The sequence below is a fragment of the Xanthomarina gelatinilytica genome, from assembly GCF_000348685.1.
GTDB classification, from domain to species: domain Bacteria; phylum Bacteroidota; class Bacteroidia; order Flavobacteriales; family Flavobacteriaceae; genus Xanthomarina; species Xanthomarina gelatinilytica.
In genome coordinates, this window is sequence record NZ_ANLA01000005.1 from 1 (window position 1) to 15,908 (window position 15,908).

Annotated in this window: 17 protein-coding genes; 13 read left to right on the plus strand and 4 right to left on the minus strand. The window is 31.2% G+C overall.

What is annotated here, in order from left to right; translation table 11 throughout:
• Positions 1 to 127 precede the first annotated feature (127 nt).
• Positions 128 to 1,387, plus strand: coding sequence for a Y-family DNA polymerase (locus D778_RS04710; protein ID WP_007648185.1), 1,260 nt, complete (start codon positions 128 to 130; stop codon positions 1,385 to 1,387).
• Between the two features lie 22 nt (positions 1,388 to 1,409).
• Here D778_RS04710 and D778_RS04715 read toward each other — a convergent pair whose 3' ends face one another.
• The gene (locus tag D778_RS04715) at positions 1,410 to 2,222 is read right to left on the minus strand and encodes a hypothetical protein (RefSeq protein WP_007648188.1); all 813 of its coding nucleotides are present in this window, start codon (positions 2,220 to 2,222) and stop codon (positions 1,410 to 1,412) included.
• A 36-nt stretch (positions 2,223 to 2,258) separates the two neighbouring features.
• Here D778_RS04715 and D778_RS04720 point away from each other — a divergent pair, with 36 nt between their 5' ends.
• Positions 2,259 to 2,996: an SOS response-associated peptidase gene (locus D778_RS04720; RefSeq protein WP_007648190.1), complete on the plus strand. Its 738-nt coding sequence runs from the start codon at positions 2,259 to 2,261 to the stop codon at positions 2,994 to 2,996.
• A 354-nt stretch (positions 2,997 to 3,350) separates the two neighbouring features.
• On the opposite strand, the gene D778_RS04725 is transcribed toward D778_RS04720, so the two are convergent.
• Genes D778_RS04725 through D778_RS04735 form a run of 3 tightly spaced genes read right to left on the minus strand, consistent with a single transcriptional unit; the run spans position 3,351 to position 7,323 of the window.
• Positions 3,351 to 5,855, minus strand: coding sequence for a TonB-dependent receptor (locus tag D778_RS04725; protein ID WP_155949887.1), 2,505 nt, complete (start codon positions 5,853 to 5,855; stop codon positions 3,351 to 3,353).
• Complete coding sequence (locus D778_RS04730) at positions 5,839 to 6,750, minus strand: FecR family protein (RefSeq protein WP_007648194.1); 912 nt, start codon at positions 6,748 to 6,750, stop codon at positions 5,839 to 5,841. The genes D778_RS04725 and D778_RS04730 overlap by 17 nt, the downstream gene beginning before the upstream one ends.
• Positions 6,751 to 6,798: 48 nt before the next feature.
• A complete protein-coding gene (locus D778_RS04735; protein WP_007648196.1) occupies positions 6,799 to 7,323 on the minus strand; it encodes an RNA polymerase sigma factor in 525 nt (174 codons plus the stop codon).
• A 145-nt stretch (positions 7,324 to 7,468) separates the two neighbouring features.
• Between D778_RS04735 and D778_RS04740 the strand changes: the two genes are divergently transcribed.
• The 11 genes from D778_RS04740 (at position 7,469) to D778_RS04790 (ending at position 15,899) form a co-directional block, all read left to right on the plus strand.
• Positions 7,469 to 8,539: a hypothetical protein gene (locus tag D778_RS04740; protein ID WP_007648198.1), complete on the plus strand. Its 1,071-nt coding sequence runs from the start codon at positions 7,469 to 7,471 to the stop codon at positions 8,537 to 8,539.
• 28 nt (positions 8,540 to 8,567) lie between these two features.
• Positions 8,568 to 9,044 carry a hypothetical protein gene (locus tag D778_RS04745; RefSeq protein ID WP_040491550.1) on the plus strand — a complete coding sequence of 159 codons (477 nt, stop codon included), beginning with the start codon at positions 8,568 to 8,570 and terminating at the stop codon, positions 9,042 to 9,044.
• Positions 9,045 to 9,158: 114 nt separating this feature from the next.
• A complete protein-coding gene (locus D778_RS04750) occupies positions 9,159 to 9,539 on the plus strand; it encodes an OB-fold protein (RefSeq protein WP_007648202.1) in 381 nt (126 codons plus the stop codon).
• Between the two features lie 15 nt (positions 9,540 to 9,554).
• Entirely contained in the window at positions 9,555 to 10,148 is a 594-nt protein-coding gene (locus D778_RS14130) for a T9SS type A sorting domain-containing protein (protein WP_081602616.1), read from the plus strand.
• 40 nt (positions 10,149 to 10,188) lie between these two features.
• Positions 10,189 to 11,037 (plus strand): DUF5777 family beta-barrel protein, encoded by an 849-nt coding sequence (locus tag D778_RS04760; RefSeq protein ID WP_007648204.1) that lies wholly within the window; start codon positions 10,189 to 10,191, stop codon positions 11,035 to 11,037.
• A gap of 11 nt (positions 11,038 to 11,048) precedes the next feature.
• Positions 11,049 to 11,408 carry a hypothetical protein gene (locus D778_RS04765; RefSeq protein ID WP_007648205.1) on the plus strand — a complete coding sequence of 120 codons (360 nt, stop codon included), beginning with the start codon at positions 11,049 to 11,051 and terminating at the stop codon, positions 11,406 to 11,408.
• Positions 11,409 to 11,427: 19 nt separating this feature from the next.
• Positions 11,428 to 11,979 (plus strand): YceI family protein, encoded by a 552-nt coding sequence (locus tag D778_RS04770; protein ID WP_007648206.1) that lies wholly within the window; start codon positions 11,428 to 11,430, stop codon positions 11,977 to 11,979.
• Between the two features lie 474 nt (positions 11,980 to 12,453).
• On the plus strand, positions 12,454 to 13,761 hold the full coding sequence (locus tag D778_RS04775; RefSeq protein ID WP_007648208.1) for a tyrosine-type recombinase/integrase: 1,308 nt from the start codon (positions 12,454 to 12,456) through the stop codon (positions 13,759 to 13,761).
• A gap of 85 nt (positions 13,762 to 13,846) precedes the next feature.
• Positions 13,847 to 15,229 carry a hypothetical protein gene (locus D778_RS04780; protein ID WP_040491515.1) on the plus strand — a complete coding sequence of 461 codons (1,383 nt, stop codon included), beginning with the start codon at positions 13,847 to 13,849 and terminating at the stop codon, positions 15,227 to 15,229.
• 89 nt (positions 15,230 to 15,318) lie between these two features.
• Positions 15,319 to 15,615 carry a helix-turn-helix domain-containing protein gene (locus D778_RS04785; protein WP_007648216.1) on the plus strand — a complete coding sequence of 99 codons (297 nt, stop codon included), beginning with the start codon at positions 15,319 to 15,321 and terminating at the stop codon, positions 15,613 to 15,615.
• Between the two features lie 2 nt (positions 15,616 to 15,617).
• Positions 15,618 to 15,899: a helix-turn-helix domain-containing protein gene (locus tag D778_RS04790; protein WP_007648217.1), complete on the plus strand. Its 282-nt coding sequence runs from the start codon at positions 15,618 to 15,620 to the stop codon at positions 15,897 to 15,899.
• The last annotated feature ends 9 nt before the right edge of the window (positions 15,900 to 15,908 follow it).

Genomic DNA, 15,908 nt, shown 5'->3' on the forward strand with positions numbered 1-15,908 from the left:
GTTTTATTCATTTAGTTTCTCGGTTTTTTACATTAACCACAACTTGGGATATCAACACATTTGTACCTGTTTATAAAAATCCATTAAATCTAAATGTTTCCTCAAATTTATAAAATAAATTTGTTGCATGTATGCCCTTATAGATTGTAATAATTTTTATGCTTCTTGTGAGAGAGTATTTAACCCATCATTAAATGGTAAGCCAGTTGTGGTTTTATCCAATAATGATGGTTGTGTTATTGCGCGTTCTAATGAGGCCAAAGCATTGGGTATTCCAATGGGCGCACCTGCATTTGAGTATAAAAAGACATTTGAGAAGTATAATATCAACATTTTTTCTTCCAATTATGCGTTGTATGGTGATATGAGTAGTAGAGTGATGAATCTACTTTCAGAGTTTACACCGGAAGTTGAAATATACAGTATTGATGAAGCCTTTTTAAAATTTATAGGTTTTGATTTTTTTAATTTCCAAGAGATAGGTCTTCAAATGAAAAGAAGAGTTACCAAAGGAACGGGAATCCCTATAAGTATCGGTTTTGCACCTACAAAAGCCTTGTCTAAGGTTGCTAATAGAATAGCCAAAAAGTTTTCTGAACGCACTAACGGTATCTATGTCATAGATAGTGAAGAAAAAAGGATAAAAGCCTTAAAATGGTTGTCAATAGAGGATGTATGGGGAATAGGGAGAAAGCATGCTAAAAGACTAAAAGCATTGCAAATTTATAACGCCTATCAATTTACGCAACTCTCAGATGACTGGGTACGTAAAAATATGTCGGTTGTTGGTTTACGTCTCAAACACGATTTAGAGGGAAAACCTACTTTAGATTTAGAAACTACGGCAAACAAGAAAATGATAGCAACCACACGTTCATTTGAAGGGATGTTGACATCATATCAAGATATTAGAGAGCGTGTGTCTACGTTTGCTGTGTCCTGTGCAGAAAAACTTCGTCATCAACAATCACAATGCCATATGCTCATGGTCTTTTTGCATACCAATGGTTTTAGAAAAGATTTACCTCAATACGGTAGAAACATTGTTGTAAAAACCCATTATCCAACCAATTCAAGTATCGATTTAGTTACATATGCAGAAGTAGGGTTGCAAGCCATTTATAGAGAGGGTTTTCATTATAAAAAAGCAGGTGTTATTGTAATGGGTTTAACCCCAAACAATCAAAAACAATATAGTTTGTTTACTTCAGAAAATCCAAAGCATGAACCAATAATGAACGTGGTAGATAGACTTAATAAAGCTTATGGTAACAATAAAATTAAGTTTGGTAGTCAGTCATTGGGAAGACAATGGAAGATGAAGCAAGAAAAATTATCTCCAAGATATTCAACTAATATACAAGAGATAATTACAATAAACGCATAACATAGTCCTAAGTTTGAACGGCTTAGTACTCATATTTTGTTTCAATAATTAAAACTAATACATCATCATGAAACACTCGTCTTTCAATTATATTATTTTTTTTGTCATACTTATACTTGAATGAAGTTACTTTTCCCTTAATAGTATCGCTGTTTTTTATCCTAATACTACTTGCCCAAATTGGGTCGTTATTTTTGTTAAATACTGTTTTTGAATGCCTTAAAAGTACGTCTTTATCATTATAATATTTATAGCTGATTTTGTTTCCGTAATTATCATATTCAATTTCAGATCTATTTTTTTGGTTTCCTTTATAATCATACATTGTTGACTCAATTATATTCCATTTTTTATCATATTTATTAATTGAACAAGCTTTAGAAGTACTATCAATACTTTTTTTGTTTAATATTTCTATTCTGTTTTTTATATCTATGATTGCTTTGCCAGTTGTTTTTTTTCCGTCTTCAATAGTCGTGTTTTCAGTTCTTAAACCATATTTATTGTATTTATATGTAGTTTCACGAATAATAGAGTCTCCTTTAGATATAATAGTCTTTATTATATTTCCTTTTTTATCATAAAAATAACTATAGTTTAATGGTAAAGGTGAATAATTTGGTGGTGAGAATGAAAAAGATTTTTTACTCCTTAAATTGTAATCATACAAGGTTACACTTTTAATATCTTTGGTTATAATTTCTATAGTATCCTTGTAGATAACTTCGTAATCAATTGATTCAACTTTTTTAGGATGACCATATAAGCCATCAAAATTTAAACTTGTACAGCTTGTATACGCTATTAAATAGAATATAATTAGAAGTTTTTTCATTAAGTAATTATATATTTATTCAAATATATTTAATTTATGTGCTTTCACACCTCTCAAACCAAAAAAGTGGTCGCGCTTGAAAATAAGTTTAAGGTAAAGATTTCCGATAATGCCTTAATAGACTATTTCAATACGCCAAAGTATCACTTAAATGGTTTCGCCCATCCAAACATGCTCGTTATTCCACAAGAGAGGCCAGACGTTTTGGCACCAGCTGTTTGGGGCATAGTTCCAAATAATAAGAATACAGATGAAATAAAGCCATACTATAAAGAAGCAGTCAAATATGGAGGAGGTTTAAATGCACGTTCAGAGAAGGTATTTCAGCATTTTATTTATAAGGATTCCATCATGGAGAAACGTTGTATCATTCCAGTTTCAGGCTTTTTTGAACCCCATGACCAAAACGGGAAAAAGTATCCGTTCCATTTTAAATCTAAAAGCAATGATGTATTGGCATTGGCAGGCTTATATACAGTAATTGATACATACATCACCTTTACTGTTTTAACAAAAGAAGCATCTCCATTATTCGAGAAAGTGCATAACTCTAAAAAACGTCAGCCAATTATACTTGATGAAGATAGAACCCATAATTGGTTATCTGTGGATTTAAGGGCATCGGATATAAAAGATGTTTTAAAGTATCATTACCCAGAAAATGATTTAGAAGTTTATCCAGTAAGCAAAGATTTGTTCAATACAAACGTTGATAGTAATATCCCAAGTATCATTGAGCGAGCGTACTATGACGATTTATTGCTTAAAGTATAAACTTGATTTGTCTTTATTGATGTTTTTTTAAAACCAAAAAGCGATTGTCTGAAAAGTGGTTTAGATACCTCATTGTATTCAGCATGACACTTTTTCAGACAGTCTCTTTTAGTAGTGGTTTTTCCAGCACTCACCAAAAAAAACGAGTTTGAGTGGTTGGAACTCTTTGAGGACAACAAGCAAAAAGCTCAAGATTTACAAGCCTAAATAACCCAAACGGAAAAAGAGATAGACCAGATGGTGTGTGAGTTGCCTGGCTTGACACAGGAGGAAATTAAAATTATTGAGGAGTCTTAACTATAAACAAGCATGACTATTGTTTTTGATTTTGATGTGATGCATTGCAATACACATCTAAAAAATAAATCGCGCAGACAGGTTTGGGGTAAAATTTAGAGATAATTCGTTTGTTTCAATAACCGTATCGTCCTTTAGCGTGTAGAATTTATTTATTATGTTTTCGGTGCCAAAAACATTCCAAATAGAGCCGCCAAACTCCCCTTTAATTTTACTGTTAAGATCAACAGTGTATAAGGCAGAGACATCTGCCCTAAAATAAGAATCTAACCTAGATGAGTTTGTTGACTGAAAATTGATTTCGTTATTTACTATTTCATTGCCTTTAACGGGTTCTGTAATAGGCTTGCCTGTATGCCAATTTAGTCCCAACGAAAATTTAAAACTATTTTTAGTGTATGAAGAACCAAAGGAGGCAGCATGGGTTATATCGAAATTACTTGGAAATGGATTCTGACTAATAGATTTAAAGGTGTACTTATTATCCATGTAGGAATAGCTTAACCATATATTATAATTGGGGAAGGACTTTTTAAGTAGTAAATCCATACCATAAACGCTGTTGGTACCACTTGATTTTTCAAATTGAAATTGGTCTGTAAATCCTTGGCTTTGCGTAGTAATGCCACTTATGTATTTATAATAAAATTCTGAACTGATAAGAAAACTGTTTTTTGAGTAATTTATACCAAAGGATCCTTGTTTGCTCTGTATTACTGGAATGGAACTGTTATTGGATAATTGCCAACGTCTTTTTTCCACCCCTAAAAAGTCGTTTTGGAAATTTATTATTTGCGAGGTATTCTGACTTTTAAATTCGCCTAATATTTCTACAGAAAAATAGTTCCAAAAGCGATGTGAAAAATTTAAACGAGGTTCCATCAGGCTTTTTTTAAATTTATGGATGTAGTTATAGCGCAGGCCAAAATTAAGATAGGTTTTTTTATTAGAGCTGATATAGGCCATTTCCGAAAATAGACCATTTGTTCGTAAAACTTCGGAAACCAATAGTCTATAAATGGGATTATCCACATCGTCTAAATTGGTGATTTCTGTTTCAACAAATTGGTAGCCCAAGCTTATATTAAACCTGTTATTTATCTTATATTTATTAATAAGTTTTAAACTTGATTCAGAAATCTGGTTTTCCTGTAAGAACCGTTGATCTTCAAGCAGGTTTGCATTTGTGGCTTCTAGTTTATAATCGGTTTCATAAAATTCAACCGATGTATTTATTTTTTCATTCCAGATACGCTCATAAAATAAAGAACCAGCAATACTATTTTGTGTTAGTTTGCTTTCTTTAGATCTTTCTAAATTGTCAATTACCGTATTTTCATCGAATACTAATTTATTTGAAGCATTAATAAAATTAAGGCGCAATTTGTCTTTTGGGCTTATTTCATAGAGCCAGCGCAAGGAAAAATCGTAAAAATCGAAATCTTCATTTGTGTTTAATACATTCGAGGTATTGTTTTCATAATCCGGATTTTGTGTGATTCTTTCAAAATACCTATTGAAGGTTGGTGTTTTTAAATAATCGTATAAGGATTTTCTTGCAGCAATTTCAACCGAGGACTTGTCGCTAATTTTTAAATCTAAAAACCCATTTAAATCTACTAAATTGAAACCAATGCTAGCTGTAGTTTTGGGATTTAACTTAGTTTCTGTATTCATTGAAATGGTTCCGGAAATACCATCTGTATAGGATGCATTTGTTCCATTTTTTATTAAAAGAACATCTTTGGTTATTTGTGGGTTATACAAGGATATGAGACCAAAAAAATGACCAGATTGATACATTTTTATACCATCCCAAAGAATTAAGTTTTGATCGTGGGAACCACCTCTAATATTAAGGTTTGTAGCGGTTTCATCTACACTTAAAACACCTGGAAAAGCTTGAAGTGACAAAAACACATCCGTATCTATAAGTCCAGGTAGGATGTCGAATTTAGAGAAATCTATTTCATAGGTGCCTAAATTGGTTTTTGTGATTCCTGAAGTAATATAATTTGTTAGGTAAACTTCAGACAACGATTGGATGTTAGGTTCAAGAACTATGTCCATACAGGTTGCTTTTTGAGCTCTATTTGCAGACAGGTTTAAAGTTTTAAACCCTAATGAACGGATGACTATTCTGTCATTGATGCTTTTTATATCAATTTCAAAATAACCATGTTTATCACTTATAGTTCCAGAAGTTTTTGTTTGAATGGTAGCTTGTTCAATTGGCAAGCCGTCTTCTTTACTTTTAATGTAGCCACAAAACTTGCCCAAAGGTTTTGTAGTAATAATTATGATGCCGTTTTCGGAAGAATTGAATTTTAAATCCGTATTATTTTCCAAGTACAACAAGACCTCTTGTAAGCTTAAATTTGAATCTGGAGCTCTAATAAATACTTGGTCTATATTATCTGGAGCATAATTAAATTGGATGTTGTAACTGTTCTCAATACCCTTAAGAATTATGGATAAAGGGCTTTTGTCTTGAGCCATCATATTACAGGTAAAACTCAAAACAAAGCATAAAAGAACCAGTATTCTAATGTTGTGCCCCATAAATTACAATGCTGTTTTTTGAACTCCATTTGTATGATAAATTCATAGGCTTTGTAATAGATATAAGCGCATTTTCTATATTGTTATGAGTAAAAGCACCAGAAAACAAACGCTTTAAATTTAATTTTTCTGTAGTAATTTGAATGTTGTATTGTCTTTCCAACTCATCAAGAACGTCGCTCAATTCAATATTTTCGAAACTGCTTTTGTTGTTGGACCAATTTGGAGATTTCAAAGTGGTTTGGGTTTGACTAAAATGACCTTTGTAAATTTTAAATGTATTTCCGGCAACAAGTTGTCTAATAATGGTATCTGAAACTACTTTTACAATCCCTTCATAACATTGCACTTCAAAATAGTTTTCTCTATTTTTCACATTAAATTCTGTGCCAACAACGGTTATGGTTCCAGTAGTTGTTATTACATTGAATGTTTTTCCTTTGGCCACTTTAAAATAGGCTTCCCCTTTTAAATTTAAGGCTCTGTTTTCTGACCATTTTTTTTCTTTAAAGCTTATGGTGGTTAACGCATTTAATATTACTTCTGAATGGTCGGGTAATTCAATAGTAGTTTTTTCGCCTATTTGTGTATTTATAGAGGTAGTTGAATTATAGAAAATAGAAAAATATACGCCTAATGCAATTACAAGTATGGCTGCAATTCTCAAAAATGGTTTATACCAATCTATGTTGCGTTTGGTTGTTTTTTGATTTTGATATTCTTTTTTAAATGCTTCAAAATCTTTTATCTTAATGTGGTTGGATGCTTTAAACAGTTTCGCACTATCAATGATTTTTTGATTAAATATAAAATCATCCTGTTTAGAAAAATGTTCTTTTTCAGATTCGGATAATTCATTATTTAACCACTTTTTTAATAAGGTATCTTGATCCATTAATTTACGTCCTTTTATATATAACAACTCACTTGTAAAAAATCCTGATTATTTAATGGAAAAATTTTCCAGTTCCGATTTTAAAATCTTAAAAGCACTATATATCCTATATTCTACAACTTTTTTTGTTACTCCCAACATTTCGGCAATTTCACTATGTTTTTTTTCTTCCACCTTATTTAGTAAAAAAGCGACCCGTTGTTCTTCGCTTAACTTTTCCAATGCCTTTTTATAGCCTTCTAAATATTGGTCTTTTTCAATGACAAACTCTGGCGTTTCATAATTGTGTTGTCTGTGGTCTTCTTGTTGGTATTTTAAAACTACTTTTTGATGCTTGATTTCGTTTAGCATTAAGTTGTTTGCAACTTTAAATAGAAAGGCTTTGGCTTTGTCAAGTGTAATTTTTTTGCAGTTATTCCATAATTTAATGAATGCCTCTTGGGCTTTATCACTAGGATTATACTGGTTTCCATATTTATAATACAAATAATTGTTTAGGTCTTTAACATGTGTATTGTATATATGTTGAAAGACCATTTCTTGGCAAATATTTTCTTTAGGTTCTTTATTCAAAAAAGTTTGTTTTTCTAAAGTTATAAATAAACGGCATATTATTTAAAAATAGGTATGAATATACTAAAACAAAAAAAAATCGATAAAATTTCAGGAGTTTTTACAAGTGAGTTGTTTTATTAATAGAAAGCCAAATAATACAAAAATGAACGTATTTAAAATTTTAAGTCTCATCCTTATTGTTGCATTTAGCATATTAAGTTGTAGAACCGAAGAAACAGAGTTTATAGAAGCGCCTGCTGAAGAGACCATTCAGCCAAACTCTACTGTTGCAAACCTTATGAAGCGAACAGCGTCTAATGATGGTTCGGTTGATAATATTATTGATTATGCGAATTGTTTTACAGTTAAGTTACCCATATCAGTTCAAGTAAATGGTGTTCAATTAGATATCAATACAACAGACGATTATAATGCCATTGAATTTATTTTTGATGAATTCGACGATGATAATGATACTATTGTTATTAGCTATCCCATTACAATTATTTTCGAAGATTATACAGAAGTTATAGTAAACACTGATTCAGAATTAACAGGTTATGCCAGTCATTGTCTTGGAGAAAATGTGCTTGATGATGATATAGAATGTTTAGACTTTATCTATCCTATAAGTGCCTCGGTTTTTAACACCAACAATGAGTTGATTGAAACCGTTTATCTTAACAATGATTACGATTTATACCATTTTATAGACCATATAGACCTTGATGATATAGTTAGCTTAAACTTCCCGATTACCGTAGTCCTTTTTGATAATTCACAAATTGTAATACCTAGTTTAGCTGAGTTGGAACTAGCCATTAACAATTTTTCGGATTCTTGCGATGAAGATGATGATTATGATTTTAATGATGATGATTGTACTAATTGCACACCTACGGAATTGGAGTCCATTTTAACCACTTGTTCCAATTGGACTGTAGATAAGTTAGAACGAAATGGAAATGATTATGATGACTATTATAATGGTTATGCTTTTAACTTTTTCACAGATGGTTCTGTAGCTGTTGATTATTCTGGAGGAACAGATTATGGAACATGGGCTGCTTCCGGTACAGGGAATAACATTCAAGTTGTTATAGATATCCCTGATTTACCTTACTGTAATAACAACTGGAATTTACACGAAATAGAACAATATTCTGGAGAAACAAAAGTCGATTTCCGTGTAGGAGGCGATGACAGACTTCGGTATGAAAGTACTTGTAACTAAAATAAACAATCAATTAAATACAAAAATTATGAAAACAACTTTTTCACATGGAATGATGCTACTGCTTAGTGTCTTTTTATTATCATCAACATGCTCACATGACGATGACGACGGGATGCCAAACGACAATAGTGGTCAAATTCAACAAATTGAAAATCAAGTGGAATCAGGAACCTGGAGAATAACAAGTTATATAGATTCAGGACAAGATGAAACCAACGATTTTACAGGCTATAATTTCTTGTTTGGTTCAAATGGCACACTAACAGCTACTAAAAACGATTTAAGCCAAACAGGTTCTTGGTCTATTACAAACAGTAATAGCAATGATGATAGTAGTAACGATATAGATTTTAATATTTTCTTCAATGTGCCGGAATCAAACATATTTGAAGATTTAAACGATGATTGGGATATTTTAACCCACACCGATACTATGATAAAGTTACGCGATGTTAGTGGTGGAAATGGAGGCACAGACACCTTAACATTTGAAAGGAACTAAAATTGAAAAAGAAGACGCTTAAGTACTCCCCAAATCTTTTACCCAAATAATTTATTAATAGTAAAACTGCTTCAGTTTAACGATGACACTGAAGCAGTTATTAAAAAGAAAGTTATGCGCAAATGGATTTTAATATTGATATTATTTCTAATAGTCCTATTTATAGCTTATAAATATGTTTTTCAGGAACATCGAGATATACAAACTGAAAAATCAAGCTATACCACATCTGCAGTAGAATTGGCCAAAGAATTTGAAATAAATTCTATTGATTCCGAATCAAAATATTTAGATAAAACCATTCAAATTTCAGGAAGTATTTCTGAATTTAATGAACACTCCATCACCTTAGACAACAGTGTTTTTTGTCTGTTTTCTGAGCCCCAGGTAAGCCTATTTAAATTAAACGAAAAAGTAATAATTAAAGGACGCTTTATAGGCTATGATGATTTGCTTGAGCAAATTAAAATGGACCAATGTGATATTATTAATTAATTAAATGCACTTATTATGAAAACAAATTTACTAATGATGCTATTCTTTGGAATATGCACTTTGCAAGCACAGACCACCCATGATTTAGATTGGGAGAGAGATTTTACCAGTCCACAATCCGATTTGACAATTGAAACAGGAGATACCGTAAGATGGACTTGGACGGATGATTTGCCTCATACTGTTGAAAACGATACAGGAAGTACAGAAACATTTAATAGCGGCACTATAACAGGTTTAGGACAAACCTATTCTTACACATTTACTGTAGAAGGTGTTAACCCATATTTTTGTGGGATTCATGGAGCTGGAAATATGTCTGGAACAATTACCGTAGTAGACCAATTGTCAGTTGATGAATTTGCGGCATCAAAATTATTGATGTTTCCCAATCCCGTAAGTACCGAATTGCAAATACAGTTGCCCAATAACTTCAATGAAGGAACCATTACAATTTTTAGTGTTTCAGGAAAGCAGCTGTTTGGCCAATTTGTAAAAAATGATATAAAAGATGTGACTTTAGATCTTTCACAGTTTAAATCTGGCATGTATTTTATTAAATATCAATTTGGGGAACATATAGAAACCAAACGGTTGGTTGTTAAATAAAAAATAGTTGGTATCCATTTTATGAATTAAAACTGATTTTATGAAAAAGTGCCTAAAAATTATAATTTTTTTTCCGTTGTGTTTGTTTTCGCAAGAAAATTTACTTGATGAAATTGATACCGATTCTGTAACCAACAATTTTACAGAAGCCACTTTTAAAGCTCTAAAAATTGTTAATTTTGAATCTACTAAATTGGTGGCAAAAAAAGATTTCACTTTAGTTGTTGCCCATAGATTTGGCAGTATTGAGGGTGGCTTCGACACGTTTTTTGGATTAGACGATGCCGTTACAAGATTAAATTTTATTTATGGGATAACCGATGGTTTAAACATAGGGATATCAAGAAGTTCTTACCAGAAAACATATCAAGGTTCCATAAAATATCGTTTAATAAGGCAAAAAGAAAATGGTTCTCCTTTTACGCTTGTTGGTTTTAATGCCATTTTAATCAATACCGCCTTAAGCGAAGATAATTTGCCCAAATTGGAATTTGTGAACAGGCTTGGTTACACATTTCAATTTCTATTATCAAGAAAAGTAAATTCAAACCTATCCCTAGAATTGGCACCTACCTTCTATCATGATAACTATGTTATGGTTAATGATCAAGACAACTCGCGAGTTGCCATAGGTTTTGGTGGGAGATATAAATTAGGAAAGCGCTGGTCTATTAATATGGACTATGGTCTAAATCTTAACCGAGCCAAAGATTCTCCCTTTAGAAACCCTTTATCTATTGGCGTTGATTTAGAAACAGGTGGACACGTATTTCAGATGCATTTTACAAATGCGCAACCTATGAATACCAATTACTTTTTGGGTCAAGCTACAGGAGATTGGAGTACTGGAGATATCTATTTTGGATTTAATTTAAGTCGAACCTTTTAAAAAGCTCAATAATGAAGAAGCTATTAAGTTTTATCCTATTTGTGATGTTAATTGTTAACTGTACATCTGTTAGCGAAGATGATTTAATTGATACTACTCCAATTGAAAATGTTATAACATACAATAATCAAGTAAAACCTATTATAGACAACAATTGCATTCAATGTCATTCCATGCCACCAGTAAATGGCGCGCCAATGCCGTTAATAGGTTATGGCGATGTTAAGGATGCCGTATTAAATGATGACTTAATAGAACGCATATCCTCAGAAGATTTAGGTTTTTTAATGCCTTTTGGAGGACCACGCCTGCCACAAAATTTGATTGATATTATAATTCAATGGGAAATAGATGGCTTATTGGAAGACTAACAATATAATACTATTTATTATGAAACAGTTTGTAACAACTTTATTGATATTAGCAACATTAATATTACAAGCACAAGATAAATACTTAACCAAATCTGGAAGTTTGGGTTTTGAAGCGTCCGTTCCATCTTTTGAAGAGGTAAAGGCGAAAAATGAATCTGTAACGGTGATACTAAACACGGAAAATGGAGAGATTGCTGCTTTGCTGTTAGTAAAAGGGTTTCGTTTTAAAAATGCACTTATGGAAGAGCATTTTAATGAAAATTACGCAGAATCTGAATTGTATCCAAAAGCAACATTTCGTGGTAAAATTGTGAATTTTTCAATGGATGGACTTGAAGGCTCTAAAATTCAGAAAGTTACTATAGAAGGTAAATTGGATTTTCATGGAAAAACCAAACAGGTGACCCATATTACAGCTAATATTTCAAAAAATGAGCATATAATAAGTATTGAAGGCTCATTTATAGTTCAAGCGTCCGATTTTAATATTGAAATACCAAAAATTGTAAAGAATAAGCTTTCAAATGAAGTACATGTTGCTTTCAATTTTGACTTGGTTAAGAAGTGACAGCAAAAATTGTTGCAATAAACATACATCATTGGGGCAAACGCTCCTTTTTACTTCACTGTTAGTTATGGTGAAAATAATCTTTTTGAATGCTTTGGATCCATTTCACATACCTAACATTACTTGTGCTTAAAAACCCGAAGGCTTGATTGTCCGGATCTTTTGGGATTTGTGGTGGTGTCTTTAGCTTCGACGCTTCCAAGGACCCATAAAGAACAGATTTTTAATTGGTTATACGCCAAAAACCAAAAAACCCGAACGAATGTTCGGGTTTTTAGTGGTGGTGCCTCCAGTACTATTATTAACTTTGTCGTTTCTTTTCATTTTTACCTAAAACCTCTTGAAAAGCCTATAAAATAAGAATTGTTTGTATCTTTTATTTAAAATTTAATCAAGTAAATTGTTTATAAATAAGGGTGTAATTGCACCCTATTTTGAACCCTTTTTTGTATCTTGTAGTATAAACAAATACTTATGAGTACTACAATTGAGAGGTCTAAAGGAACTGTCAGATTTGCATTCAAGGACTCGAATACAAACTTACAGAAAAATAAGAAGAAACAAAGCTTAATCTATCTTCACTTTACCTATGGTAAAAACAAATTCAAATATTCAAGCGGTTACAAAAGCTGCTTTGATGATTGGGATTTTAATAAGCAACGTATAAAAAACAAGGTAGGAATCACCAACAAGGATGAAGTTAACGGCCATTTGAGCGATTTAGAGAAGTTTATCAATAAAAAGTACAATGAACTATCAGGTGAGTACGACGTAGTGCCTAAACATCTTTTAAAGTACGCATTGGACGTAAAAACAAATAAGGTAACTCCACATAAGGTTAAGGATAAAAAAGGGATGTCCTTTTTTGAGGTAATTAACGAGTTTATAGAAACAAAAGAGGGTGAAATATCCAAAATAACAATTAGGTCCTATAAGCAAACTAAAAAGCGTTTAGAAGAATATCAAAGGCACTACAATGAAACACTCATGTTTGAATTTATTGATATGTCATTTTACAATAAGTTTAATAGGTTCATGGAAGCCAATAACTATTCATTGAATACTATAGGTAAGCACCTCAAAACAATAAAAACCTTTTTGAATTATGCGCTCATTGAGGGTTATACAACCAATCAACGATTTAAGAGCGATGATTTTAAGGTTAAAAAGGAAATTACAACCGAGATTTATTTAACCGATGATGAAATCAAGAAAATGTACGAGCATGATTTGTCAAAATATCCAGAACTTGAACACGCCAGAGATGTGTTCTTAATGGGGTGTTATACAGGGCAGCGTATAAGTGATTACAATGGGCTGAAGAATGAAGATGTCGTTGTTATAGATGGTTTCAAGTGTTTCAAAATACGTCAAAAGAAAAACCGTAAGCATAGTAGAATAGTACATTGCCCTATTACAAAAGAAATGCAGGATATTATGGATAGTCGTTATAACGGCCATCCGCCAACCAAAATCTTGGAGCAAGACTTAAACGAGAATATCAAGCAAGTTGGGCAAATGTTAGAATGGGATGAACTTATTAAATGCGAATACACTAAAGGTGGTAAATATCAGACAAAAATGATTTCTAAATACGACCTCATTAAATCACACACGGCAAGGCGTAGTTTTTGCACTAACAAGTATAAAGCAGGAATGAGTGTCTTTGATATTATGCTGTTTAGTGGTCATACTACAGAAAAAGAGTTTTATAAATATATCCGTATTAAAAACCAGGAAAGAGCAGCACATATTATTAAAGGTGGATACTTTAACGTATGATTAGTTAAAACAAAATAAAAAGAATAAATTAAAGCAAGTTAAAATGAAAAAGGTTTAATAAATTTAGGACTTATATTTTGTGCTTATGAGTGAAAATTATTACGGTTTTAAGAAGTTTTGTAGTTTATTAAGTGACAACAATGTTTTAAAGAAGCATTCGGTTATGGGTGTGGTAAGAATGTTGCAAATCTGTATTGATGAAATAAAAAAAGAAACCCTTAAAGTTTTAATTGAAATAGATGAAAAGAAAAAAGATTATTATTTAGATTTGAAAATACATGAAATCAGAAATCAGGATTATTTAAAAAATTACGGGGAGGATAAAATTTATCATATTTTAAAAGACCTTGATGTGTCTTTAGGGGAATTGATAGCAATTAACTACCCTTATGAACTTAATGAAAAGATAGATAAAATCTTGGATTTTGATGACTATGATGAAAACTTTGAATATTTAAGAAAAACGCAAGATGGTCTGTTATTGTACTTTTTAAATTATTACGCCAACGAATTAATATCATTTTTGGAATCTAAAAAAACTAAAAGTACACAGAACGTTCAAAATATGAAACCAAATAATGAAATATCCAAATCTGTAACAATTGTTAAGGAATTAGGCAAAACATATATTGATTTTATCAAATTAAATAAAAAAATGGATGCTGAAATTCTGCTCCAATACGGAAATGATCCTTGGGCTGACCATACCACAATAGAATTAAAATATGAAGATGCCGTGAAGGGTTATCAACAAGAAATTAAAACTCATTTAGATGATTTATATTATTCCTCAAATAAAGATGGATTTTTTTATTTTGATTGTTCAACTAAAGTATATGAACAACATTATGAGCAACGCAAAGAATCGTACCTTCAAAAAATTATAGACTCAACGGAAGAAGATTTTATTGCTTCTGAAGTAAAATATTTAACAACGCCATATCTTAATAGGGTTATAAAATTTAGTGAAATTGATAGTATGTATTATAATTCATACATTAATTATGAAGATAAGTATAGAATACCATTGATAAAGAAATTAAAGTATTTAGATGTTAGATTAGTGCCTTATCATAAAGCTATAATAATAAAAGAAAATCAACTATTACAAAATGAAAATGGAAATGATGTCTGTTACGGAACAGATGCCGAAATTGTAAATGTTAAAGAGTCAAAAACTGAAATTCATAATAATAATAATAATTCCGATACAGACTTAAAAACTTCAAAGCAACTCACCACAAATCAAATAGTGTTACTTCTTCAAGAAGTTGGTTTTTTTACACATCCTAAAATAGAAAAGGCTACTAAAGAAAAACAATCAGAACTTATCAGTAAAATATGTGGACTTAATTCAAAAAACATAAAAACTCACATTCAAAAACTAGATAAGAAGCCTTCAGAATTAGGCGATAACTACCAAAAAGATATTGATAAAATAGATGATATTTTAAACAACTTGGAGTAGCCTTGGAGTACCTTTTGGAGTTACTCCAGTAGCAAAAAAACGTTAAATACAGGATACTTTTACATCGTAGAACAATAAAACGTATCACGATGCAAGAAAGTAAAATTACACAAGTTTTCGGTATCACACCTTCCGAATTAAAAGACGACATCATTAAAGATGTTAGAGCAGAATTAAATGTAATTGCTCAAAATTTCCAACCTATTAAACCTGCTGAATATCTTACCAGGCAAGAAGTTGCAACCATTCTAAAAGTATCTTTAGTGACCTTAACAGATTGGAACAAAAAAGGAATCTTAAAACCTTATAGATTAGGCAATTTAATTAGATATAAGCAAGCGGAATTAGAAGAAGCATTAATTAGTATTAATAACAAAAAACACTAATTATGACAGCTTTTAAACACCCAATAAACGATAGTTTAAATAAGATTTTAGACCGTTTAGAATATTTAATAAAGCAAAGTAAGCTTAAAAATAATCAGGACCCTAAATATGTAATTTTGGATAATGCTGATATTTTGCAACTATTTAAAATTAGTTCTAAAACTGCTTCAAATTGGAGAGAAGAAGGGATATTGCCATATTCACAGATCAAAGGTAAACTGTATTATAAACTTTCAGATATTCATAGCATAATAGACAATCACTACTCTGTTAAAAAAAAATAGCAGTTGTAA